Below are 23878 nucleotides of genomic sequence, written 5' to 3'. Positions count from 1 at the left end.
TTTTTTGTCCCGGCAACCGTTCCTATAGGCAGAACAATGTCTTACTTTTTAACGGAAAAGGTAATGGAGGTGCCTCGACCAGGAATGCTCTCGATATGCAGACCTTTCCCGTAAATTTGTTTCAATCGCCGGTTCGTATTGATCAGTCCGATGCCCCCTGTTTCCTCTGATTGACCTTCGAGCACGTTTTTCAGAGTGTGGTCATCCATGCCTACGCCATCATCGATGACAGATATGTCCACGTACTCGATGCAGTCGGTAACCCGGATGTGGATTTTTCCTCCTCTTGCCCGCTTCATGAGGCCATGTCTGATCGCATTTTCTACAAGAGGCTGGATGGAAAGGGGCGGGATTTGCACCTCGATGTTGTCGTCCACTTCCCAGACGACGTGCAGCCTGTCGTCATGGCGTTGCTTTTCGATAAACAGGTACGAGCGGACAAAAGCAAGCTCATGCTCAAGCGGCACCAGTTTCTTTGAATTGTTGAAATCGAAGCTGGCCCGCAAATATTGTCCGAGCTCTTCGAGCAGTGCGGTCATTCGCCCAGAATCGATATCGCTGAGGGCGGCAATGGTGTTCAGGGTATTAAACAAAAAGTGGGGCTGAATCTGTGCCTGGAGCCATGCCGCTTCCAGACGCAATCGTTCGCTAACGGAGTTTTTCAGCTCGGTCAAGGCCCCTACCCGGGATCTCAATTCCATCGCATCGACTGGTTTTGTGACGTAATCGTTCGCGCCGGAGAGGAATCCCGCTTCTATATCTTCGGGGCGATTGCGTGCGGTCAAGACCAGGATGGGCAGCTCTGAAATGGAAAACCGCTCGCGAATGGCTGCCGTCAGTTCATATCCGGACATCTGCGGCATCATCACGTCCGTGATAACCAAGTCCCACTCGCTTTCGTTCAAAATGGCCAACGCTTCCTTGGCGCTGGCAGCCGTGACGATTTCGTAGTTATCGAACGACAAAATGTTTACGAGTGCATTGCTGTTTACCGGATCATCGTCGACGGCCAAGATGCGGGCGCTTCCCGTTGCCGTGACGGACTTTGGCTTCACCGCGACCGGGACCGCGGGCAGCTCGGAAACGGATACGGCTGTTTCCAGGCGGGTGACGGAAGCAGATGCGGTCATTTCCGTACCGGTGCCGGCCGGAAGACGAGATGGATCAGCCAGCGGCAAGCTAAAGGTAAACGTAGAGCCTTTCCCGGGGGCCGAACTTACCTCAATAGTGCCGCCATGCAGCTCAACCAATTGCTTGCAGATGCTCAAGCCCAGTCCGAACCCGCCGCCTTCCATCCCGGCACTTCCCTGTTCGTAAGGCTGGAAAATTCTCTGCTGCGCCTCTTTGTCCATTCCGTCTCCGGTATCGGATACCATAATGAAGGCTTTTCCCGCTTTTGCCTGCGCCTTGACGACGATGTCCCCTTCGCGCGTATACTTCACCGCATTGTGCAGCAGGTTGAACAAAATTTGGATCAGCCGGTGTTCGTCAGCCATGACACCGGGCAGGTTGTCGGGAATCTGATTGACCAGCCGCACAGGCTTGCCTTCCGTGAGAAAACGAACCATATCCAGCACGCCGGAGGCAACGGCTTGCACCTGAACGTTTGCAATCTGCAGCTGAATACGCCCCTCTTTGAGACGATTCAAATCAATCAAGTCGTTGAGCATCAAGGACATTCGCCTGCCGACAGAAATAAGCAGCTTCATGTTTTCCCTGCTGCTCTTGTCAGAAATGCTCCCGCTGTCAAGTACCGACTGTGCGATCGTCAAAATGCCGTGCAGCGGATTCCGCAGTTCATGCGAGGTGTTCACCAGGAAGTCGTCTTTCAGCTTGTCTGTCTTTTTCAGCTTCTCGGCAAGCAACGCCGTCTGGGCGGAAGCTCTGAAATAGCGCCTGAACCAGTAGGATGCGAGAGCGATGACCGTTGCGATCATATCAAGCGGGTAATACCCCATCTCAATTGCACTGTTGCCTTTGATAATTCCCCATATTATGTTGAGCATGATGCTGATGGCCCCGAGGCATAAAAAAACGACATCCGGGTCATCCTTCAAGGTCCTTTGGAAAAAGATCCCCGGGATGATTAAAAAAGGGATAAGCACGACAAGCACCTTAAACAAATCGACCACAGGGTGCAAGGTAGACGTTGATAAATTCAGGATCAAACTGATAAATGCAGCGGCGAGGTACCATCGGGAAAATCGGAAGACCACAAAATCCGGAAAGAGGTGCTTAACATATTGAAAGAGAAACACAGAGGCTCCCAAAAAGGAAAGCGAAACCAGCTTCCGGTGCCATTCGTATTCCAGCGGCAGCCAATGGAGGAGCAGCCGATCATCATCGAGCACGATCGTAAAAATGGCCGACATCATCAACAAGGCAAAATAGATGAGCGACTTTTGCCGTACCCCGAGAAAAAAGAAGATCAAGGCATAAATAATGTGCAGGCTCAAAATCAGGATGACCACGACCTGGGTTCCGACGGAAAACTCCACGGCCCGATTGACCGCTTGCTGGGACCCGAACTTGACCGGTTCGACCATTCCCGCTGATACGCCGTTGAAGTAATTGGCTGCGTGAATGGCGATGTCAATCTCGCCGCTTTCCGCCGTAAAAACAGCAGAATAAGGGACGCTGATCGCTTTGGTTTGTTCCGCGTCCGCGCCCGGGTAGCCGGCATGTCCAAGCAGGCGGCCGTTGACGTACAGTTCGGAGGAGGAAACGATGCGCTGGACACGGATCTCATACGTTTGATGGCGGTCAGAATTGACCAAAACTCGCAGGCGGTACGTCCCGTAACCGAACGATGAATGCTGGTCGGGAGTGAGATAAGGCTTCCAGTGACCAGGGACTTGGACGATTTTCTTGGATGCCCCGGTTTGGCCTTGCAAAGCTGTATCCGGACCGGAGTGCCGAGCGAGAAATTGCCCGGGATAAAACTCCCACTCGCCCTTCAAAGAAATCGGACGCGCAGACGCGAAGTCCCAATTACGTAAATCCAGCACCCCTTGGACAGCGTGAGGCTGATCGGGGGGGAAGTTTAGGTAAATCCAAAGAATTCGAATATTTGTCAGAATAAAAATAAAAAGAATGGTAATCAGGAAAAGTTTTCTTCTCGTCATCATAGCTCAATAATTCTCTCTCATCCGGCCAATCCCTTTTCCCTCGCAAACATTGTTCAAGCGCCAGAAAATTGATTAAGATGGGGGAAGGGTTTTCTAACGGGAAAGAACATCGCGACAAGCATGTCCGAAGGCCCGCTTTACTTCTCAAGAAAGGATGTCAAGATATGAGCAAAACGCTGGTATTGGCTGAAAAGCCATCCGTCGGCCGGGATATAGCGAGAGTGCTGCATTGCCATAAAAAAGGAAACGGCTTTTTCGAGGGAGACAGGCACATTGTGACATGGGCCTTGGGCCACCTCGTTACGCTGGCCGATCCGGAGGCGTACGGCGAGCAGTTCAGTTCGTGGAAGATCGAAGACTTGCCGATTCTGCCGCCTTCCTTCCGGCTGGTCGTGATCAGGGAGAGCAGCAAGCAATTTCATGCGGTGAAACAGCAAATGCTGCGCAAAGACGTGAAAGACATCGTAATCGCGACAGACGCGGGCCGCGAAGGAGAGCTTGTGGCCAGATGGATTATTGAAATGGTGAGGGTAAGCAAGCCGCTCAAGCGCCTCTGGATTTCGTCCGTGACCGATAAAGCGATCAAAGAGGGCTTCCAACGGTTAAAAGACGGCAAGGAATTCGAGCATCTGTACGCCTCTGCGGCTGCCCGTGCGGAAGCGGATTGGGTAGTAGGCATCAACGCGACGCGGGCTTTGACCTGCAAGCACAACGCACAGCTTTCCTGCGGACGGGTGCAGACGCCAACGCTCGCCATCATCGCCAAGCGGGAGGAAGAAATTCGCGGATTTGTGCCAAAGCCTTTTTACGGCATTTCCGCTGTCGCCGAGAATAACCTACGGCTGGTCTGGCAGGACCTGAAAACAAAGGAAACCAGAACCTTTTCCAAGGATGCGTGCGACAAGATCCTGAAGGAGATCAAGGGGAAGGAGGCGGAGATCGTCGAGGTTGCGAAAACGCTGAAAAAGAGCTATGCCCCGCAACTCTATGATTTGACCGAATTGCAGCGGGATGCCAACAAGCTGTTCGGCTATTCGGCCAAAGAGACGCTCTCCATCATGCAAGGTCTGTATGAAAACCACAAGGTCCTGACGTATCCGCGCACCGATTCCCGTTATTTGTCCTCTGACATCGTCGAGACACTGGCGGACCGGATCAAAGCGGTGCAGATCAAGCCGTATGCGCAGCTTGCGGCGAAGGTGCTGCGGTCCGGGGTCAAGGTGAACAAGTCCTTTGTCGATGACAGCAAGGTATCTGACCACCACGCGATTATCCCGACCGAACAGACGGTGTTTCTGGGAGACTTGAGCGACAGGGAGCGAAAGATTTTTGACCTGGTGGTAAAACGTTTTTTGGCCGTGTTGTTCCCGCCGTTTGAATACGAGCAGACAACGATTCAGGCGAAAATCGGCGGTCATTCGTTTACGGCCAAAGGCAAAAGGGTCACGGCTCAGGGCTGGAAAGAAGTGTACGATCACGATTACGAGGAAGAGGAGTCAAAGGACGGTGTAGCCGAGCAGCTGCTCCCGAGCATCTCCAAAGGAGACCGGCTGCGCATCAGTTCAGCCGCACAGACAACGGGGGAGACGAAGCCGCCTGAGCCCTTTACCGAAGCGAGCCTTTTGTCGGCGATGGAAAATCCGGCGAAATACATGGCTCACGAAAAGAAAGAGCTGATCCAGACCATCGGCGAGACGGGCGGGCTCGGAACGGTTGCGACGCGCGCCGATATTATTGAGAAGCTGTTCAACAGCTTTCTGATCGAGAAAAAGGGCAAGCACATCTTTATTACCTCAAAAGGAAAGCAGCTGCTGGAGCTCGTGCCGGAAGATCTGCAATCGCCGACGCTGACAGCCCAATGGGAGCTGAAGCTAGGCTCCATCGCCAAAGGCAAGCTCAACAAGCACGCGTTTATCGGCGAAATGAAGAGCTATGCCAAGACGGTCGTTCAGGAAATCAAGAACAGCGAAAAGAGGTTCCGGCACGACAACCTGACCCGCAGCAAATGTCCGGAGTGCGGTAAGTTTATGCTGGAGGTAAACGGGAAAAAAGGAAAGATGCTCGTCTGCCAGGATCGGGAATGCGGCCACCGCAAAACCATCGCCAAGGTGACGAACGCGAGATGTCCGCAATGCCACAAAAGGCTGGAGCTGAGGGGCGAGGGAGAAGGGCAGACCTTTGTCTGCGTTTGCGGCCACAGGGAGAAGCTGGCGACCTTCCACGAGAGGCGGAGCAAGGAAAAGAACACCAAGGTGTCCAAGCGGGAAGTGGCGAAGTATTTGAAGGAGCAGGAAAGAGAAGCCGACGGCATGATGAATACGGCTCTCAAAGACGCGCTTGCCAAGCTCAAGCTGGACAAATGACCTGCCTGCAAAAAATCGTGATCAGTAACCGTATGCAATCGGTAACAATGAAGTGGCCTCCTGTATCCTGGAGGCCACTTTTCCTGTTTGCAACGAGGCTTAACAAAACCTAGATAATTCTTCAACACCAGCTTAACAATCTGTTGGTAGGATCATCTTGTAACCGATCATTTGATACGACTGTACGCGGGTTGAGACGTGGAGAAAGCCCCCATACAGGAATAGCGTGGACAAAGACAGACCTGCTTTTGCAGGGATGTTTATCTGTGCTATTGCTGCATGGGGGCATTTTGCGTACAGCCGATCTGTCGCGGAAAGGGGCGAGCGAGAGGTTTTGCTGGACACAACGTTGTTTGATGTGTATTTCTTTGACCTGGATGGCACGGTTTTTCTCGGAGACCGGCTGCTTCCGGGAGCGGCGGAGACACTGGCGGAGCTGCGCGCCAGCGGCAAAAAAGTGATGTTTCTGACCAACACCTCCGTCCAGACGCGGGAGAGCTGCCAGGCTCGCCTGCACAAGCTGGGCGTAGACGCGGAGCTGGAGGAAATCATGACGGCCGCCTACGCCGCAGGCCTGTACTTGCGGGAACAGGAAGCCCGGCCGCGCGTGCTGATCATCGGCGAGTCTGCGTTGAAAGAGGAGGTGGACGGCTTTTCGATCGAGCAGGTGCAAAATCCAGCCGAGGCGACGCATGTACTGGTCGGCATGGACCGTGCGTTTACATATGCGAAGCTGCAGGCCGCGATGGAAGCCGTCAGCAGCGGCGCCCGGCTGATTGTCACCAATCCCGACCCGGTTTGTCCCGTACCCGGCGGCGCCATTCCCGATACAGGGGCGCTGGCAAAAGCGATTGAGACAGCCAGCGGCAAGAGCGCCTGGGCGATGATCGGCAAGCCTTCAGCCTATTACGCCGAGAAGGTGCTGGCAAAAGCAGGCCTGTCGGCGGAACGGTGCCTGATGGTGGGAGACCGGCTGGAGACAGACATCCTCCTCGGACGAAAAAGCGGCATGAAAACGGCCCTCGTCTTGACGGGGGTAACCGACAGATCCGTTGCGGAGTCCACAGAAATCGTTCCTGACTACATCCTGCCGACGATTGGAGAGTTGTTTTCGATTGCGGGAACCGGAACTGGAGCAGCTTCATGACGGCTTAACACGACCTTTACACAAACCAAATTATTCCTTCGCAAGCGATTGCTATGATGGGAGGACATGCAGGGAACGATGGAGCACAAGAGCAGAGATAAGGGGGGAGAGACATGGCCGAAGTAGAATTGCGGCGCATTTGCAAAACGTTTGACCGGCAAACGGTCGTCCACGAGGTGAGCGCGCTGATTGAGCCGGGCGAGTTTTTCGTCCTGGTGGGCCCCTCGGGATGCGGCAAGTCGACCACACTGCGCATGATTGCCGGATTGGAGGATATCAGCGCTGGGGAGCTGCTGATCGGGGGAAAACAGATGAATCACGTTCCGCCGAGCGGCCGGAGCATCTCGATGGTGTTTCAAAACTACGCTTTGTACCCGCATTTAACGGTGAAAGAAAATATTTTGTTCGGCCTGAAGGTGCGTAAGGTGGAGAAGCAGGAGCAGGCAAAAAGGCTTGCGCATGCGGCAGAAATGCTGGGAATCTCTCAGCTGCTGCAGCGAAAGCCGCGGGAGCTGTCCGGCGGGCAGCGCCAGCGTGTAGCTCTCGGGAGGGCGATCGTCAGCCAGCATCCGATCTGCCTGATGGACGAGCCCTTGTCCAATCTCGATGCCAAGCTGCGGGGCCACATGCGCACGGAAATCCGCCAGCTGCAGCAGGAGCTGGGCATCACGATGATCTACGTCACGCACGATCAGGTGGAGGCGATGACGATGGGGGACCGGATGATGGTGCTACGCGACGGACAAGTCCAGCAAATTGGAGGGCCTTTGGATGTGTACAACCAGCCGGCCAACTTGTTCGTCGCCGAATTCACCGGCTCCCCTCCGATGAACACGGTGAACGGAACGTGGGCAAGCGACGGTTCTTGCCAGGGCGTGGTGATCGGGACAGGCAATGAAAAAGCATTTCTCCCGATTGGCTATCGCGAGGGGATCAGGGAGGGAACTCCGGTGGTCTTGGGCATCCGTCCCGAGGCGCTGCAGCCCTTCGCAGCGGAACCGATCGTCGGGAATACAGGCTATACAGCGGGCTCGGATGCAAGTACGGGAGCCATCACTATGCCCGTCAGGGTGGAGGGCGTAGAAATTCTAGGCTCGGAAACCATTGTCGAGTTCGCTCTGGCAGGCGCCCGCTGGAAGGCCAAATGGAACGGGCAATGGCTTTGCCGGAGGGGAGAAATGGTTCGAGTCGGGTTCCACCCGGGCCAAGTTTGCCTGTTTGACCCACAGTCGGGCAAAAATCTGACTGCTTCGGAAACAAAGACAGTTCAAAAAAACGCTTTACAAATAAAAGCCATCTAAAAGACGCGAAAAGGGAGAGAGTAACCGATGCGTACAGTTGTGAAAGGGTTGTTTTCCGTACTGATGAGCATGGCATTGATCACAGGCTGCTCGAGCGGGAATGCCCCGGCGACGGGCGGTCAGGCTGGAGCAGGAGCAGGATCGGAAGCTGCGGCCGGATCGGGAGCGGGCAAGGCAAGCGGGGAAAAAACAGAGCTTACCTTCTTCTATCCGGTAGCGGTCGGCGGTCCGCTGACGAAGATCGTCGACGGCATGGCGGAGGAGTTCAACAAGGCGAATCCCGATATTACCGTGAAACCGGTCTACACGGGAAGCTACCAGGATACGACAACAAAAATCCAGGCCGCCGTCCAAGGGAAGACGCCTCCTGACGTAGCGGTCATGCTCTCGACGGAGCTGTACACGATGCTTGACATGGATGCAATTCTTCCGTTGGATGATTTTATCGCCAAGGATGGCGGCAGCGAGTATGTAAATGACTTTTATCCGGGCTTCATGGCCAACTCGCAGGTAGATGGCAAGACGTACAGCATCCCGTTCCAGCGCAGTACCATCGTGCTTTACTACAACAAGGAAGCGTTCAAAGAAGTCGGTCTTGACCCGGAAAAGCCGCCGCAAAACTGGGATGAGCTGGTGGAGTATGCGACAAAGCTGAAGAAAGACGGGCGCTGGGGCGTCGAAATCCCGACATCCGGGTTTCCGTACTGGATGTTCCAATCCTTTGTCCTGCAAAACGGCAAAAAGCTGATGACCGAAGACGGGAAAAAGGTCTTCTTCGATACGCCGGAAAACGTCGAAGCGCTGCAGCTGTGGGTCGATTTGGCGAAAAAGCATCAGGTCATGCCGGAGGGCGTGATCGAGTGGGCGACGGTGCCGTCCGATTTCCTGGAGGGCAAGACAGCGATGATGTACCATACGACCGGAAACCTGACGAACGTGAAAAACAACGCCAAGTTTGACTTTGGGGTAGCGTTTTTGCCCGCGAAAAAAACCTTTGGCAGCCCGACAGGCGGAGGAAACTTCTACATGTTCAAAGGAATCGACGCGAAGAAGCAGGAAGCGGCGTGGAAGTTCATCCGTTTCATGACCGAGCCGGAGAGGGCCGCGCAGTGGAGCATCGACACAGGGTACGTAGCCACACGCAAATCGGCCTACGAAACCGAGAACATGAAAGAGTACGTCAAAACATTCCCGGTGGCGGCTGTCGCCCGCGACCAGCTGGCATACGGACACGCTGAGCTGTCTACGCATAACAACGGAAAGGTGACCAAAGCGCTGAACGACAGCCTGCAAGCCGTGATTACCGGTCAGGCGGAACCGGCCGCGGCATTGAAAAAAGCGCAGGAGGAAGCGGACAAAATCCTAGCGCCGTTCAACAAATAAAAGCAGCAGATGAATTGGGGGAGCGACAATGGGGTTGGAACAACGCGCAAAATGGAGGATCAACATCTACGCCTGGCTTCTGCTCCTTCCCTCCCTCATCTTCCTCGTTCTGTTTACCTTCTACCCCGTTCTCCAAACGGTTATCCTGAGCTTTTACCAAGCGGATCTGGGTTCCCCGGAGCCGCTTTTTAACGGGGGAGACAACTACAGAATCATGCTGGAAGATGACGTATTCTGGAAGGTGCTGACCAACAACTTGTGGTTTGCCCTGGGGACGGTGCCGACGAGCATTGCCCTGGGACTTGCGATGGCTTTGTTTGCCAACAAGGCGCTGCGCGGCAAAGGTTTTGTCCGCACCGCCTACTTTTATCCGACGGTCGTCCCGATGATTGCCGTCGCGAATATATGGCTGTTCATTTACACACCGGAGTATGGGGCTTTGAGCCATGTCATGGAATGGTTCGGCCACGGCGGGATGAATTGGCTGGGCGACAGGACGAACGTTATGTTTGCCATGATCTTCATGGTGATCTGGAAGGAAGCGGGCTACTTCATGATTTTTTATCTGGCGGGTCTGCAAAATATTTCGAAGGAGCTGTACGAATCCGCCTCGATGGACGGAGCGAAGCCGTGGACGGTGTTCAGGCGAGTGACGTTTCCGCTGTTGATGCCCACCACGATGTTCGTGCTGATCATCGCGTTTACCAACTCGTTCAAGCTGGTCGACCATCTCGTCATCATGACCAAGGGCGGACCGGACAACGCCAGCAACCTGTTGCTCTACTACATTTACGAGACGGCGTTTTCCTTCTGGGATCAGGGCATGGCTTCCGCTTTGACGGTCGTCATGGTGGTCATCCTGCTGCTCGTTGCCGCGATTCAATTTTTTGGTCTGGATAAAAAGATTCATTACAACTAAGGGGGAGTCAGATGTTTCGCAAAATAACGGGGGTGGCGATGTACGGGCTGGCCGCCCTCTGGCTGTTTCCGCTTGTGTGGGCCTTCTGGACGGCATTCCGGCCGCGAGAGCTGGCGATCTCCTGGACGCTCAGTCCCGATTTCACGCTGGATAACGTGATCAAAGTCTGGAATGCGGCTCCCTTTGCCCAGTATTATCTCAACACATTTCTGATCGTAACGGGCGTGCTCGCAGTGCAAATCGTGACCGCCACGCTGGCTGCCTATGCCTTTTCGAAGCTCCGGTTTTGGGGACGGGACGCGCTGTTCATCCTGTTTTTGGTGCAGCTGATGGTGCCGGCTGACATCCTGATCTTTCCCAATTACAACGTGCTGCGGGATTTGTCCTTGCTGGATACAAAGCTCGGCATCATGATGCCGTATTTCGCCTCGGCGTTCGGCGTTTTTCTCTTGCGGCAGACATTCAAGACGATCCCGCATGAGCTTGAGGAAGCCGCTCGTATGGAAGGCTGCTCGTGGTGGCAGATTTTGTGGCGGGTGTACGTTCCGCTGGCCCGACCGACCTACATCGCGTTTGGACTGGTGTCGGTCAGCTACCACTGGAACAATTTCATGTGGCCGCTCATCGTCACCAATTCGGTGGAAAACCGTCCGTTGACCGTCGGACTCGCCATTTTTGCCCAGTCGTTCGAGACAGGAGCGCAGTGGGCCGAGGTGAGCGCCGCCACGGTGATGGTCATTTTCCCGCTGCTGCTTGCCTTTTTGCTGTTTCAGCGGCAGTTTATCAACAGCTTCATCCATTCCGGTGTGAAATGACGAGGGGGAAAAGCGATGAGTGCAAAAGCTTCTTATTCCATCTCAACGTACGCGCTGTTTGACCAGCCGCTCAGGGAAGCGATCCAGCGGCTTGTCGACGGCGGCTGGACGTCGATCGAAATCATGTGCGAAGCAGGACACAGGGAGCTTCTCGAGTGGTCGGCTGGCGAGATGAACGACCTGCGGGCGCTGGGCAGCGAAAAGGGGATCGTCTGGTCGATCCACGCGCCTATCGACAGATGCAACCCGGCGGCAGCAGCAGGCGGGCTGAGGGAGCAAACGTCAGATACGATGAAGCGCTGTCTGGAGGTGGCTGCATTCCTCGATTGCACGCATGTGGTGATGCACGCCGGAGAGGTGGAGGATCGCCTGGACGAGACGGAGCGCGAGCGAGGAGTGGAGCGGGTTGGGCAGTTTATCGAACCGCTTCTGCCACATATCGCGGATTCGCGAACACGGCTTCTTCTGGAAAACGTGCTTCCCTACCCCAAGGTGCTCGGCTGGACTGTCTCCGATCTGATCGCCATTTGCAAACGGGTGGTTTCGCCGTCGGTGGGCATTGTCTACGATATCGGTCACGCCCATCTGATCCGCAAAGGCTACGCTCTGGATGGTCTCCGGGAAGTCTTTCCGTATTTGCAGGCTCTTCACCTGAGCGACAACAAGGGGATCAAGGACGATCATCTGGCTGTAGGCGAAGGAACGATCCCTTATGCCGCGATATTGTCTCTACTCAAGCAAAAAGGGTTTTTCGGCAGCTGGGTGATTGAGACGACATGCGTCGCGGATGCCGAGCTGAGTATCTCGCGGTTGAGCCAGCAGTGATGAGTAGAGGAGGAACAATGGCAAAAGGCGAGGGGCTATCCATGGACATAAAGACGATACTACAGGAAAATCCGGTCATTGCCGCCACGGAGCAGGACCAGCTTGCAGCGGCGATGGCATCCTCGGTCAGCGCCATTTTGCTGATGTACGCAAAGCTGACCCGGCTGATGGAGGAGGCAGAGACCTTCACGCAAGCGAGCAAACCGATTTTCGTTCATACGGACCTGATGAACGGTCTGGCCAACGACAAGGAATCTTGCCGCTTTTTATCCCGGCACATCCGTCCGGCAGGCATTGTCACGACCAAAGGACCGATGATCCGCGTGGCGAAAAAGGAGGGGCTTTTAACGATTCAGCGCGTCTTCTTGATCGACTCCAGCTCTTTGCAGAACACGATCCGAAATGTGCAGGAAAACCAGCCCGATGCCATCGAAATTATGCCGGGCATCGCGCCTTCGATCATTCCGTATATCAAAGAACAGCTCTCCCAGCCGATTATTTTGGGCGGGTTGATCTGGACCCGGAAGCAGGTGCAGGAAGCGCTTGCCCACGGAGCGGATGCGGTATCTCTTAGCCGGTCGGAACTGTGGAATTGATTGCAATGGGCACTGACGAATATGCAAATCTCGCCGCATCTTAAATGGATGAATGAAAGCAGAATGTTGGCATGATTTCTGAGAAAATATATGTTGACAAAAATAATTATTTATGTTATGATTATTATTTATGCAATTGACCAGAGCTTTAAAAATGTGATACATAATAATGTGTAGCTTACGGGAGAAGGCATACGTTGTCGATCTCCTGCATCCACTTTTACATTGGGGGGAATCTTTGTTGAGCAAACAGACTGGTGTAAACATGCTTCATTTGCATGAGAATTCTGTCGGAGGCAGTACCGCATTGCACCCGACCCTGATCTGGGATGACGAGGCAGCTGTCCTGATCGATACCGGTATGCCCGGATCATGGGAGCGAATCCGCACAGCCATGCTGGAAGCGGGCGTTTCTCCTGCCAAATTGAAAGCAGTAATTCTGACGCATCAGGATTTTGACCACATCGGCAGCGTGCCCGAGATCATCGCGGAAGCGGGGCAAGCAAAAGTGTATGCGCACAAGCTCGACCAGCCTTACATCGAAGGGACGCTGCCTCTCATAAAAACGAGTCCCGAAGCAATGGCTCCTTTGCTGGAGATGCTCCCGGAAGAAGAACGTCAGAAGGCGATAGACCTGTTTGGCAATCCGCCGAAGGCCAAGGTGGACCATACTCTTGATGACGGCGACGAATTGCCGTATGGCGGCGGGATTCGCGTCATTCACACACCGGGGCATACCGACGGGCACATCAGCCTTTATCTCGTCCAAAGCAAGACGCTGGTTGCAGGCGATGCCTTGATCTGTGTGAACGGCACTTTGCAAGGGCCTGTAGCCCGGGCAACGCTGGACATGGAAGAAGCCCAGCGCTCGCTGGCAAAGCTTCTGGATTATGAGATCGAGTCGGTCATTTGCTACCACGGCGGGTTCAGCGACCAAAAGGTGAAGGAGCAGCTGGAGCAGATTGCAAAGTGAGACCCTGCTTAGCAGACAAGGGTAGAGCAACGGGCTTTCCTAACCGCAGGGATGGGTGGAAACCTCGACAATATGAAAAATAGCAGCCAATCGAACAAACGAAGCGCCTCCTGATGACAGGAAGGCGCTTTTGTTTTGAGATTCCCTTATTACTTACGGAATAATGTACAACGTCCGGGAAGAAGACAGCCCCTTCGCCTGCTTTTCGTCGATCTTGGTCTCAACAAACGGGATGCCTTCCTCCTGCAGCCGGACGCGGTTGGAATTGAAATGGCGGAAGTCGACCAGCACAGGCTGGCTGCTCTCTTTCATCGCCTGCAGCTGCTGTTTCAGCAGCAGATGCGAATAGCTTTGTCCGATAAAATGACCGAAGCCTACCATAAACGCATTAGCCAACAGCGCGCAAAGCAAAAGCCTGCTTCCGTTTTGAATCCATGCCTTGCCGCTTTCCAGTCCCATCACGGCGATCAGGACGGGAATGATCCAAAGCTGGGGGACATACCGCGCCCACCACGACTCCGGATTGATCAAAACCGTAAACAGCAGGATGGCGATGACGAGGAAAACAGGCCGATACGCCCGTCTCTTTTGCAGCAGCAGGCCAAGGAAGACCAGGCAGCTGAGCAGCACGGCTCCCCCGAACATGGGACCGAAACCAGCCACCCGAACATCAGGAGAGATGAACGCCGTTATCTCATACGGCGTGACCGAAAACGGCCATTTCAGCTGGCTTTCCCCGTCGTTTCCGACGTTGGCTGTCGTCGCAAACAGAGACACAAAGAACTTTTCAACCCGGTTTTTGTCCAGAAAATCAAGCGGGCTGTTGGATTTCATGATGTCGACCGCATTCCCGCCAGCCAGCGGGTAAAACGGATGTCCCTTCGTCAGCGTATTCGTTACGTACGGATTGTAGCCGACGAGCGCCACGCAGATGAGCAGGCTGGCCGTGAATGCGGCGAGCAGACTTTTCCACCGCCTCTCGCTGTCGTAGAGGAAAAAGAGCAGCAGCAGGCCGCAGCCGAGAAGGACGGCGTACACGAGCGCGGTAAATTTCACCTCGCCGAGCAGGATGAGCGCCGAACAAAGCCCGGCAATCGTCCACGGGTGATACCGCTTGTACACCAGATAACCGAGCGCACAGATGCACAAAATGAGCGATGCCAGCTGTCCGTCAATGTAAAAGGTGATCAGCTGCGTTACCACCACAGGATTGCAGGCCAACAGAAACGAGAGAGCAACCGCTCTTTTCGGCTTAGCTGGAAAAGCTGTCAGCATGGCGGCTGCAGACAGGAAAAAGGACGCAAACAGCAGGATGAAGTTGAAGATTTTGCTCACTTCAATTTGATCAGTCACTTTGTAAAGCAGGGAATCGAGGAACCAAGGGCCTTTGCTGTAGTGGTTGATCCACAGCTCGAAGACCGTCAGCAGCTCGCGTCCCTGCAGCTTCGCAAGCTCTGCCTCTGTGGGGGCATCAAGCTGTTCATAGACCGGATTCCATCCATCCTTCAGAAGGATAATCGCTTCCTGGTGATACGTTTGCCCATCCCATGACAGGTCGTAGGTATGGGCGCTCACATACCAGCTGATCCCCAAAACGAGCGCAAGCCCCAAGAGAATGGAGAGAAACGCGGCCACTGTGCGAACAGGAAAATACGAGCGCGTCATTCCCCACACGCAGACAAGGCCGAGTGCCAGCGACAGCCAAAGGCTGATGCCGGTAATCGGTATTCCACATAACAAAAGGACCGAAGCGAAGAATACCATGAAGGCTAAAAAGAGGATCAACGCAATCCCCAGGACAAAGGAATAGTTCCCCAGCTTGTTCATATTTGTTGAATCATTCATACCTTCTCTTTCTCTCCCATTCCTAGCCGAGTAAACCCGGGCTCACTTGTGAAAGCAGGTGCAGGAGCTTCGCAAGCAACACCCCGAGAACAATCCCTCCCGCAATTTCGCTTTTGGTATGTCCCATGCTTTCGCGCAGAGGCTTTGTCACTGAAGCGGGCAAATCCGCTGTGGCACCCGGTCCCGCAGCAGCCGTGTGGTACTGCCCTATGGACATCCGGTTCAGCGCCTCCGCGTGCTTGCCGACGGCCCTGCGCAATCCCATCGCGTCGATGACGACGATAAACGTAACCGCAACGCCCAGCCCGAACACAGGATGGTCAAAGCCTTCGCGCAGGCCGATCAGGGCAATGCTCGTGACCATCACTGTCGTATGCGTGCTGGGGAACCCGCCGTTTCCTATTTTCGACCGGGCTTCCTTTCCAAAGCGAAGATAGTTGATGAAAAACTTGACCGAGCCCGAGACGAGCCACCCGATAAACGGTGCCAAAGCGTACAACATATGAACTCCTCCGATAAGGTAAATTGCCCGGATCTGTCAGGACTGTGCCAGCACAACGACGCCGACAATGATGATCGCCAGGCCAATCATCCGCGTGGCAGACATCGGTTCATGAAACAGAAAAACCGACAAAATCGCTACGAGGACATAGCCCAAGGCGGCCATCGGATAGGCGTAAGAGAGCTGAACCTTTTCGATGGCCGCTATCCAGACAAATGCGGAGATTCCGTACAGGGAAAGTCCGACGACGATGGGGACGTTGGTGATGTACTGGACGATTTTCAGCAAAAACAGATCGCTTTTCCCCGCCAGAGACGAGGCTCCCAGCTTCATGGCGACTTGTCCGCATGCGCTGAGCAGAATAGAAACAAAAATCAGGACGTGCGCCTGCATAACCTTCATCCACCTATCTGTGCTGTTATTCGAAAAAGTACAGGATGCCGGCCACCGTAATCACATACAAAAGAACCGTGATCAGAATCGGCTTGTCCTCCAGCAGCACTTTTTCCGGACTGCCGCCCTTGTCGCTCATCGTTATCAAATAGAGATAGCGGAAAATGCCAAAGATCACGAACGGAATCGTCCACATCAGCTGTATCGTCCGCCCGGATGTGAACGTGAACAGCGAGTAACTGATGATCGTCGCCGTCGTCACGATGGTGTTGAATTGATTCAACAATTCCGGTGAGTAGTTTTCCAGCACTTTTCGGTGAGAACCCTTTTCCGACTGCAGCAGCTGGAGCTCGTGACGCCGCTTGCTGATGGCCAAAAAGAGGGCCAGCAGCATTGTGCAGAGCAAAAACCACGGGGTCAGCGGGGTCCCGATCGCGAGGCCGCCGCCAATCGCGCGGAGGACAAAACCGGCGGAGATAATCATCACGTCGAGGATGACCACATGCTTAAGCTTGAGCGAATACGCGCAGTTGAGCAGAAAATAGACCAGCAGTACGAAGCCGAGGAGCGTGTTGGCAGAAAAGGCGGCAAACAGGGAAGCGACTAACAGAACAACACCGAACGAGAGTGCCAAAAACGGGTTTAATGCTCCCGAAGCCATCGGCCGGAACCGCTTCTCAGGATGGTTCCGGTCGTTTTTGATGTCCACAAAATCATTCAGAATGTAGACGCAGCCGGATACGAAGCAAAAGAGAAAAAAAGCGAGAATCGCCTTGCCGCCAACATCCATGTCCACATGGCGGAAAGAAAACAAAAGAGCGGCAAAAACAAGCAGGTTTTTCGTCCATTGTTGCGGCCGCAGCTGACGTATCAACAAAACCCCAACATTTTGAACAGGGGCTGTTTGTGCTTTTACTTTCACTGAATTCGGTAATCCCATATGATTCTCCTAATCTGTTTGCTTATCTAACTCGTAACCATAGATAAGACGACAATTCTCAACAAATAGTAACATAATCAATCGAGTTTTGCAGAGTTATTCCGAATCTCATCGCCAAAAGCGGGGAGAGCGAAAAAGGCAATTTGTGAAAGTGGATATATAAATCAAGCGATTGTACGGAAAGCTTCCGATCCAAATGAAGGGATTTGTACAAATATCGCCCAAAACATAAGGCCAATTTGTTTATTGGTTATATACCTCTGGTTTAATTGTCACTATTCTAAATATTAAAAATTGAAAGCGTATACAGCGCGGGGGGAGGACATATGAGAAAGCTCGTAAGTGTTGGGCTCTCTGTATTGATGGCTGCAACGCTGGCAGCCTGCGGTTCCCAGCAATCGAACGGAAGCCCGCAAGGCCAGGGGGCAGGCTCGTCGCAGCAGGAATTAAAGCTGAAAGTAAGCATTACGGTTTCAGAGAAAGACACCTGGGGCGTGGCCGTGAAAAAGTGGATGGAGGATGTCGACCAAAAGTCAAATGGCCGGATCAAAATGAAGATGTATGCAAACGAATCGCTCTCCAACGGCAACCAGCCAAAAGGTCTGGAGGCAGTCCAAAACGGGGCGACAGATATCTCCCTCCACTCCACGATTATTTACAACGTCCTCGATCCGAAGTTTGCCGCGCCTTCTCTTCCCTGGCTCATACCAAGCTACGAACAGGCAGACAAAGCGATGAGCGGAGAAGCCGGGCAAAAGTTGATGGAGCTCGTTCGCAGCAAAGGGATCGAGCCTTTGGCGTTCGGAGAAAGCGGGTACCGTCAAATCACCAACAGCAAAAGACCGATTGTCGCTCCGGAAGATTTGAACGGGCTGAAGATCAGGACTCCTTCCATGGAAGCGATGGTGGCCACTTACAAGGAGTTTGGCGGAGATCCGACGGTCATGAACTTCTCTGAAGTATTTACCTCCCTGCAGCAAGGAGTGATCGACGGACAGGAAAACCCGCTTCCGATCATTCTCAACTCCAAGCTGTACGAGGTGCAAAAATACTTGACTGTATGGAACTACATGTACGATCCGATTGTCTTCGGTATCAATAAAAAGCTGTACGACAGCCTGGACGCTGACACGCAAAAGCTGCTGAGAGAAACGGCCCAGGAAGCCGCCAAATACCAGATCGAGCTGAATCGCAAAGAGAACGAAGAAGTACTGGCGCAGCTCAAGGAAAAAGGGATGGAAGTCGTCGAGCTGACACCTGAGCAGATCAAGGCATTCCAGGAAAAAGTCCAACCAGTTATCGACAAATATGAGGGCATCATCGGCAAGGATCTTTTGGATGCATTCCGCAAGTAAACACGACAGGTGGAAAAAGGGGCGATGAAGCCCCCTTTTTCATCCCAATCGCAGGGCAGTTGCTTTTTAGAGGGGGATCGTCATGAAAATCTGGGTTCGGCTGGAAGAGTGGATTCTGGCAGTTTTAATGGGCATCATCTGCGTTTTGACGATGGTCAACGTATTATCGAGATATTTTTTCAACAGCTCGCTTTCCATGACGGAAGAGCTGACCACCAACCTTTTTGCGTTCATCATTTTTATTGGAGCTGCTTTGCTTGCCAGGGAAAACGGACACCTCGGCTTTGCGCTTTTGACCGATCAGCTTCCCGCTCGCTTCCGGATTGTTTGTACCGTGATTGTCGGTTGTTTGACGACGGTGTTTTTCGTCATTCTGCTTTGGTACGGGTGGGAAATGGTCATGCAGCAGTATCAGTACAACCAGAAGACGCCGGCCATGGGCCTGCCGGAGTGGCTGATGGGTCTGTCGGTGCCGCTCGGTGCGCTGCTGTGCATGTTTCGCTTCTGGGAAGGGTACGTCCTGGAGATACGCAGGTGTAAAGGAGAGGAGACAAACCAATGAGCGCAACAGCGATTTGTCTATTCGGTTCCTTTTTCTTGCTGCTGTTTTTAAACATGCCCATCGCCGTTGCGCTCGGCCTCTCTACCGCCATCACGCTGCTGTTGTTTGATCTGCCCATCCAGTCGCTGCCTCCGACCTTGTATTCGTCCTTGACCAAATTTACGTTGCTCGCGATTCCGTTCTTTTTCCTCGCCGGGCTGATCATGGAGAGGGCGGGGATCTCCAAAAGGCTGATCCAGCTGGCTCAGACGCTAACAGGCCACTTCACAGGCGGACTTGCCATTGTGTCTGTCGTCGCAGCGTGCTTCTTCGCGGCGATTTCCGGTTCCGGTCCCGCTACGATGGCTGCCGTGGGCGCGATTATTATTCCGGCCATGGTCAAGCAAGGCTATCGCAAAGACATGTCGGCAGGGCTTCTCGCGACGGCAGGCGGCATCGGTATCATCATTCCGCCCAGTATCGCCTATATCATCTACGGTGTAATCGCGGAGGTTTCCATTGGTAAAATCTTTATGGCGGGGATTGTTCCTGGCCTCTTGATGGGTGCCATACTGGCGCTGACGGGTTACATGATCGCCAGGAAAGAAAAGATCCCAACGCTTCCGAAAGCGAGCGCCAGGGACATTGTGGCTGCCCTGAAGGATGCCTCGTGGGGCTTGATGGCCCCCGTGATCATTCTGGGGGGAATCTACACGGGGATTTTCACGCCGACCGAGTCTGCCGTTGTGGCAGTATTCTACGGTTTATTTGTCGGGATTTTCATCTACAAGGAAATCAAATTCAAACATTTGCCCAGTCTCTTGGTAGAATCTGCAAAAACGACAGCGATGATCATGCTCATCGTCGCCTCGGCTTCCACCTTTGCCTGGCTGATCACGGTTGAGGGGATTGCGGAGGATTTGGCCAATTCCTTGATGAGCATCGCCCCCAACAAGATTACGATGCTGCTGATGATCAACCTGGTTCTGCTGATCGCAGGGATGTTTGTGGATGCCATATCCGCATTTTATATTTTCTTGCCGATCTTTTTGCCGATTCTCATGATGATGGACATTGACCCTGTCCATTTTGGCGTCATGATGACGATGAACCTCGCCATTGGCCTGGTCACGCCGCCCGTTGGCCTCGATCTTTACGTTGCTTGCGGACTGGCGAAAATTTCGTTGAAGGAGATATCGAAAGGGGTTATTCCGTTTATTGTCGCATCCATACTCGCGTTGCTCGTGATCACTTACATTCCGTCTATTACGCTGTGGCTTCCTGAGCTGTTGAACATGAAATAAGGAGTGATCTCTTTGTCAGCGACCCATTGGGATCAAATTGTTCTGGATGCGGTGGAAAAAGAGCCCTTGTACAAGCAAATCTCGCGGCAGATAGAACAAATGGTGCACGAAGGGAAGTTGAAGCCCGGGACGCGGCTGCCTTCCGAGCGGCGGATGGCTGAGCTGTTGAAGGTGAGCAGGATGACGATCACGCTTGCCAATGAGGATATGAAAGCAAGAGGGATCGTCCGCAGCCAGCAGGGGAGCGGCACGTACATCATGCGCGGGCCGCGGATGGAGAGAACAGAGCAGGTCGTCACCTGGCATGCCGATTTCGCCTACCAGACGGGGAATGTCAATCATGCGATGGAAGAGATTATGCGTTTTGGCCGAGATCCGCGCCTGATCAACTTCGCGGGTGTCGGCACGGCCCCCGAGGTTCACCCGGGAATCGAGCTGAGCCAATGCTTTGCCGAGCATTTGCGCAAAAACCCGATCCTGCTCCAGCTGCCCGCACCGACGCAGGGCTATGAGCCTCTGCGGATAGACGCTTGCAAATGGCTGGAGGAGAGCGGCATTCACACCGACCCGAAAGAGATCATGATCGTCTCCGGAGCGATGCAGGGACTGGACCTCATCAGCAGGCTGTTCCTGGCTCCGGGCGATTACGTCATCATGGAGGACCCCGGATTTCTCGCCGCCTCTGACGCGTTTACGGCGACCGGTGCCAAAATATTGCGCATCACCTTGGATCAGGAAGGGATTCGCATCGACAATCTGGAGAATCTCCTGATGCAATTTCCGGTCAAGTTTATTTACGTAAACCCGACGTTTCACAATCCGACCGGCGTGACCATGTCCCTGAAACGGAGAAAGGACCTGCTTGTCCTCGCGAAAAAATACAGGGTCCCCATCGTCGAGGACGATCCGTTCAGCTTGGTTTATTTCGGGAAAAAACCGGTGCCGCCGCTGAAAGCGCTGGATCAGGACAATTATGTCATCCACCTCCAGTCGTTCTCGAAGTATTTGTTTCCGAGCCTGCGGGTAGCTCTCCTGGTAGCCCCGGAAGGAATCATCTCCAATTTATCGACGATCAAGCAGCGGATCGACCTGCACAGCAACAACCTGACGCAAATTGCCGTGCATGCCTATTTGACGGAAGGGCGCCTGTCGGTCCATGCCGCCAGGCTCCGTCAGGCCTACAGCGCGCGTCTGTCCCTCATCAAGGAAATTGTAAAGGACATGCCTGAAATCCGCTGCAGCATGCCGGAGGGCGGCGTCTTTCTGTGGTGCAGGATCCCCAGCCAGGTCCGGGCGGAGAGACTGCTGCAGACAGCTCTGCGCAAAGGCGTATCGTTTGTGCCGGGAAACTGGATGAGCGGCGTGGGACTGGGGGAAAATTATCTTCGCCTGGCATACACACAGCCCTCGCTGGACTTATTGAAAACCGGATTCGAAATGATTCGTGAGGCCATTTCCGAATATCAGTAAGACCAATCACGGGAATGGTTATATGAAAACGCTTGCACACCCCTTATGCTGATGGTGGGAATTCTCACATCTTACCAGAAGGGGTGTTTTTTGGTGGGCAATAAAGCGATATCGACGGACCTCTTGCAGGATTGGTATTACCGCATGCTCTTGATCCGACGCTTTGAAGAGACAATCAACGAGAAGTTTTTAGCCGGGGACATTCCGGGTTTTGTTCACTTGTACATTGGCGAGGAAGCGACCGGAGTCGGCGTTTGCTCCGCCTTGAACCGCACCGATTACATTACCAGCACACATCGCGGGCACGGCCACACCTTGGCAAAAGGCGCTGAAGCAAAGCGGTGCATGGCCGAATTGTACGGACGAAAAACAGGCTACTGCAAGGGAAAGGGCGGATCGATGCATATTGCTGACTTTGGCATTGGCATGCTCGGGGCAAACGGCGTCGTGGGCGGCGGCTTTAATTTGGCCGTCGGAGCCGCGCTGGCAGTCCAATTGCGCAAAGGCTCGGAGGTAGCCGTCTGCTTTTTCGGCGACGGGGCGAGCAACCGGGGTACCTTTCACGAGGGGCTGAATATGGCAGCCGTCTGGAAGCTGCCCGTCGTATTTGTCTGCGAAAACAACCAGTGGGCATCGACGACGCCGATTCACGAAGCGACCGCCGTCACGGATATTTCCGCAAGAGCGGCGTCCTATGCCATACCGAGCGCGATGGTGGACGGCAATGATATTTTTGCCGTGTATGAGGCCGCCGTAGAAGCCGTAGAGCGAGCCAGGCGAGGCGAGGGCCCTACGCTCGTGGAGTGCAAAACGTACCGGGTCAAAGGCCACTTTGTAGGAGACCCGGAACAGTACCGGACGCGGGAAGAAGTGATGAACCAGATGGAGAACAACGACCCGATCAAGAAATTCTTCGAGCGGGTTCTCCGAGAAAAGCTGCTGAGCGAAGAACAGCTCCAGGCAATCGAGCAGCGGGTCGCAGAAGAAATCGAAGAGGCCATCCGCTTTGCAGAGGAGAGCCCTTACCCTGATCCGGAGGAAGCATTCGATGATCTGTACGTTGAGGAGGAGGCCAGCCATGCGTAACATATCCTTTTCTCAGGCAACATTGGAAGCGATGCAGGAAGAAATGCGCCGGGACGAGCGAGTTTTCATCATGGGAGAGGACATCGCAAGCCAGGGCGGCATTTTTGGACAGTTCAAGGGCTTGCCAAAGGAATTCGGCCTGGAGCGTGTACGCGATACGCCGATTTCGGAAACCGCGCTGGTGGGAGCGGGAATTGGAGCCGCTCTCGCGGGAGCTGTGCCGGTCGTCGATATGCACTTTGCCGATTTTATCGGGGTGACGATGGACGAGGTGCTCAACCAGATGGCCAAAATACGCTACATGTTTGGGGGCCAGGCGACCCTGCCGCTCGTGCTGCGGGCACCTGACGGCGTGACACGCTCTGCGGCGGCCCAGCACTCGCAATCGCTGGAAGCATGGTTTTTGCATATTCCGGGCCTCAAGGTCGTTATTCCGTCCAATCCTGCGGATGCCAAGGGGCTTCTGAAAGCGGCGATTCGCGACCAAAACCCGGTGATCTATTTTGAACACAAAGACTTGTTCAGCAAAAAAGGGCCTGTTCCGGACGGCGACTACCTCACCCCGATCGGCAAAGCGGCGGTCGTGCGCGAAGGGAAGGACGTGACCATCGTGTCGTACTCGGCCATGCTGGGGAAATGTCTGGAGGCCGCCGATCAGCTTGGCAGCCTGCACGGAATCGAAACGGAGGTGATCGATCTGCGGACGATTGTTCCGATGGACATGGAGACGATCTACGAATCTGTCAAAAAGACGCATCGTCTGGTCGTGGCCCATGAGGCTGTCAAAACAGGCGGTGTCGGGGGAGAAATTGCCGCTTCGGTCAGCGAGAACATCCTCGAGTACCTGGACGCTCCCATCATCCGCGTAGGTGCCGCCTTTACCCCGATTCCGTTTAGCCCGCCTCTGGAAAAGCGGGTGATTCCACAAGTGGAGTCAATCGTAGAAGCTGTCCTGCGGGCGTGCTGGTAAACCAATTGAGGGAAGGGGGGAA

Annotated in this window: 20 protein-coding genes; 15 read left to right on the top strand and 5 right to left on the bottom strand. The window is 54.0% G+C overall.

Annotated features, from left to right (window positions below; translation table 11 throughout):
- Positions 1 to 41: 41 nt before the first annotated feature.
- Positions 42 to 3008: a hybrid sensor histidine kinase/response regulator gene (locus tag Q3F21_RS08095; RefSeq protein WP_340251148.1), complete on the bottom strand. Its 2967-nt coding sequence runs from the start codon at positions 3006 to 3008 to the stop codon at positions 42 to 44.
- 284 nt (positions 3009 to 3292) lie between these two features.
- Between Q3F21_RS08095 and Q3F21_RS08090 the strand changes: the two genes are divergently transcribed.
- The 9 genes from Q3F21_RS08090 (at position 3293) to Q3F21_RS08050 (ending at position 13450) form a co-directional block, all read left to right on the top strand.
- A complete protein-coding gene (locus Q3F21_RS08090; RefSeq protein ID WP_340251146.1) occupies positions 3293 to 5491 on the top strand; it encodes a DNA topoisomerase III in 2199 nt (732 codons plus the stop codon).
- A 334-nt stretch (positions 5492 to 5825) separates the two neighbouring features.
- Positions 5826 to 6638, top strand: a complete 813-nt coding sequence (locus Q3F21_RS08085) for an HAD-IIA family hydrolase (protein ID WP_340251300.1) — start codon at positions 5826 to 5828, stop codon at positions 6636 to 6638.
- Between the two features lie 113 nt (positions 6639 to 6751).
- Positions 6752 to 7939, top strand: coding sequence for an ABC transporter ATP-binding protein (locus Q3F21_RS08080; protein ID WP_340251144.1), 1188 nt, complete (start codon positions 6752 to 6754; stop codon positions 7937 to 7939).
- Between the two features lie 27 nt (positions 7940 to 7966).
- Entirely contained in the window at positions 7967 to 9322 is a 1356-nt protein-coding gene (locus Q3F21_RS08075) for an ABC transporter substrate-binding protein (protein ID WP_340251142.1), read from the top strand.
- A 28-nt stretch (positions 9323 to 9350) separates the two neighbouring features.
- Entirely contained in the window at positions 9351 to 10241 is an 891-nt protein-coding gene (locus Q3F21_RS08070; protein ID WP_340251140.1) for a carbohydrate ABC transporter permease, read from the top strand.
- Positions 10242 to 10252: 11 nt separating this feature from the next.
- Complete coding sequence (locus tag Q3F21_RS08065) at positions 10253 to 11056, top strand: carbohydrate ABC transporter permease (RefSeq protein WP_340251137.1); 804 nt, start codon at positions 10253 to 10255, stop codon at positions 11054 to 11056.
- A gap of 15 nt (positions 11057 to 11071) precedes the next feature.
- Entirely contained in the window at positions 11072 to 11881 is an 810-nt protein-coding gene (locus tag Q3F21_RS08060) for a sugar phosphate isomerase/epimerase family protein (protein ID WP_340251134.1), read from the top strand.
- Between the two features lie 41 nt (positions 11882 to 11922).
- A complete protein-coding gene (locus tag Q3F21_RS08055) occupies positions 11923 to 12477 on the top strand; it encodes a glycerol-3-phosphate responsive antiterminator (protein WP_340251298.1) in 555 nt (184 codons plus the stop codon).
- Between the two features lie 241 nt (positions 12478 to 12718).
- Positions 12719 to 13450 (top strand): MBL fold metallo-hydrolase, encoded by a 732-nt coding sequence (locus Q3F21_RS08050; RefSeq protein ID WP_425341230.1) that lies wholly within the window; start codon positions 12719 to 12721, stop codon positions 13448 to 13450.
- Positions 13451 to 13603: 153 nt separating this feature from the next.
- Here the strand turns inward: Q3F21_RS08050 and Q3F21_RS08045 are convergent, their stop codons facing one another.
- From Q3F21_RS08045 to Q3F21_RS08030, 4 genes are read right to left on the bottom strand one after another with little or no spacing between them, the layout of a single operon-like run.
- Complete coding sequence (locus Q3F21_RS08045) at positions 13604 to 15295, bottom strand: hypothetical protein (RefSeq protein WP_340251132.1); 1692 nt, start codon at positions 15293 to 15295, stop codon at positions 13604 to 13606.
- A 22-nt stretch (positions 15296 to 15317) separates the two neighbouring features.
- Positions 15318 to 15797 (bottom strand): divergent PAP2 family protein, encoded by a 480-nt coding sequence (locus Q3F21_RS08040; protein WP_340251130.1) that lies wholly within the window; start codon positions 15795 to 15797, stop codon positions 15318 to 15320.
- 36 nt (positions 15798 to 15833) lie between these two features.
- Entirely contained in the window at positions 15834 to 16190 is a 357-nt protein-coding gene (locus Q3F21_RS08035) for an SMR family transporter (protein ID WP_340251128.1), read from the bottom strand.
- Positions 16191 to 16215: 25 nt separating this feature from the next.
- Positions 16216 to 17130 (bottom strand): decaprenyl-phosphate phosphoribosyltransferase, encoded by a 915-nt coding sequence (locus Q3F21_RS08030; protein ID WP_340251126.1) that lies wholly within the window; start codon positions 17128 to 17130, stop codon positions 16216 to 16218.
- A 326-nt stretch (positions 17131 to 17456) separates the two neighbouring features.
- Between Q3F21_RS08030 and Q3F21_RS08025 the strand changes: the two genes are divergently transcribed.
- The 6 genes from Q3F21_RS08025 to Q3F21_RS08000 all read left to right on the top strand — a co-directional run bounded on the left by Q3F21_RS08025 (position 17457) and on the right by Q3F21_RS08000 (position 23856).
- Positions 17457 to 18485, top strand: coding sequence for a DctP family TRAP transporter solute-binding subunit (locus Q3F21_RS08025; protein WP_340251124.1), 1029 nt, complete (start codon positions 17457 to 17459; stop codon positions 18483 to 18485).
- A gap of 82 nt (positions 18486 to 18567) precedes the next feature.
- The gene (locus Q3F21_RS08020) at positions 18568 to 19047 is read left to right on the top strand and encodes a TRAP transporter small permease (protein ID WP_340251122.1); all 480 of its coding nucleotides are present in this window, start codon (positions 18568 to 18570) and stop codon (positions 19045 to 19047) included.
- A complete protein-coding gene (locus Q3F21_RS08015; protein WP_340251120.1) occupies positions 19044 to 20330 on the top strand; it encodes a TRAP transporter large permease subunit in 1287 nt (428 codons plus the stop codon). The genes Q3F21_RS08020 and Q3F21_RS08015 overlap by 4 nt, the downstream gene beginning before the upstream one ends.
- 12 nt (positions 20331 to 20342) lie before the next feature.
- Positions 20343 to 21800 carry a PLP-dependent aminotransferase family protein gene (locus tag Q3F21_RS08010; RefSeq protein WP_340251118.1) on the top strand — a complete coding sequence of 486 codons (1458 nt, stop codon included), beginning with the start codon at positions 20343 to 20345 and terminating at the stop codon, positions 21798 to 21800.
- Between the two features lie 144 nt (positions 21801 to 21944).
- Positions 21945 to 22886, top strand: coding sequence for a thiamine pyrophosphate-dependent dehydrogenase E1 component subunit alpha (locus tag Q3F21_RS08005; RefSeq protein ID WP_340251293.1), 942 nt, complete (start codon positions 21945 to 21947; stop codon positions 22884 to 22886).
- Entirely contained in the window at positions 22879 to 23856 is a 978-nt protein-coding gene (locus Q3F21_RS08000) for a pyruvate dehydrogenase complex E1 component subunit beta (RefSeq protein WP_340251116.1), read from the top strand. The genes Q3F21_RS08005 and Q3F21_RS08000 overlap by 8 nt, the downstream gene beginning before the upstream one ends.
- Positions 23857 to 23878 lie beyond the last annotated feature (22 nt).

The sequence above is a fragment of the Brevibacillus borstelensis genome (genome assembly GCF_037834415.1).
Taxonomy (GTDB): domain Bacteria; phylum Bacillota; class Bacilli; order Brevibacillales; family Brevibacillaceae; genus Brevibacillus; species Brevibacillus borstelensis_A.
Note: the sequence above shows the minus strand (reverse complement) of the source record. Positions and strands in the feature narration are given on the sequence as shown.

Coding starts and splice junctions, on each gene's coding strand:
- Q3F21_RS08070 (WP_340251140.1), top strand. CDS start 9,351: ATGGGGTTGGAACAACGCGCAAAATGGAGGATCAACATCTACGCCTGG.
- Q3F21_RS08005 (WP_340251293.1), top strand. CDS start 21,945: ATGCTCTTGATCCGACGCTTTGAAGAGACAATCAACGAGAAGTTTTTA.
- Q3F21_RS08055 (WP_340251298.1), top strand. CDS start 11,923: ATGGACATAAAGACGATACTACAGGAAAATCCGGTCATTGCCGCCACG.
- Q3F21_RS08065 (WP_340251137.1), top strand. CDS start 10,253: ATGTTTCGCAAAATAACGGGGGTGGCGATGTACGGGCTGGCCGCCCTC.
- Q3F21_RS08025 (WP_340251124.1), top strand. CDS start 17,457: ATGAGAAAGCTCGTAAGTGTTGGGCTCTCTGTATTGATGGCTGCAACG.
- Q3F21_RS08020 (WP_340251122.1), top strand. CDS start 18,568: ATGAAAATCTGGGTTCGGCTGGAAGAGTGGATTCTGGCAGTTTTAATG.
- Q3F21_RS08080 (WP_340251144.1), top strand. CDS start 6,752: ATGGCCGAAGTAGAATTGCGGCGCATTTGCAAAACGTTTGACCGGCAA.
- Q3F21_RS08075 (WP_340251142.1), top strand. CDS start 7,967: ATGCGTACAGTTGTGAAAGGGTTGTTTTCCGTACTGATGAGCATGGCA.
- Q3F21_RS08090 (WP_340251146.1), top strand. CDS start 3,293: ATGAGCAAAACGCTGGTATTGGCTGAAAAGCCATCCGTCGGCCGGGAT.
- Q3F21_RS08000 (WP_340251116.1), top strand. CDS start 22,879: ATGCGTAACATATCCTTTTCTCAGGCAACATTGGAAGCGATGCAGGAA.
- Q3F21_RS08015 (WP_340251120.1), top strand. CDS start 19,044: ATGAGCGCAACAGCGATTTGTCTATTCGGTTCCTTTTTCTTGCTGCTG.
- Q3F21_RS08035 (WP_340251128.1), bottom strand. CDS start 16,190: ATGCAGGCGCACGTCCTGATTTTTGTTTCTATTCTGCTCAGCGCATGC.
- Q3F21_RS08030 (WP_340251126.1), bottom strand. CDS start 17,130: ATGGGATTACCGAATTCAGTGAAAGTAAAAGCACAAACAGCCCCTGTT.
- Q3F21_RS08040 (WP_340251130.1), bottom strand. CDS start 15,797: ATGTTGTACGCTTTGGCACCGTTTATCGGGTGGCTCGTCTCGGGCTCG.
- Q3F21_RS08060 (WP_340251134.1), top strand. CDS start 11,072: ATGAGTGCAAAAGCTTCTTATTCCATCTCAACGTACGCGCTGTTTGAC.
- Q3F21_RS08045 (WP_340251132.1), bottom strand. CDS start 15,295: ATGAATGATTCAACAAATATGAACAAGCTGGGGAACTATTCCTTTGTC.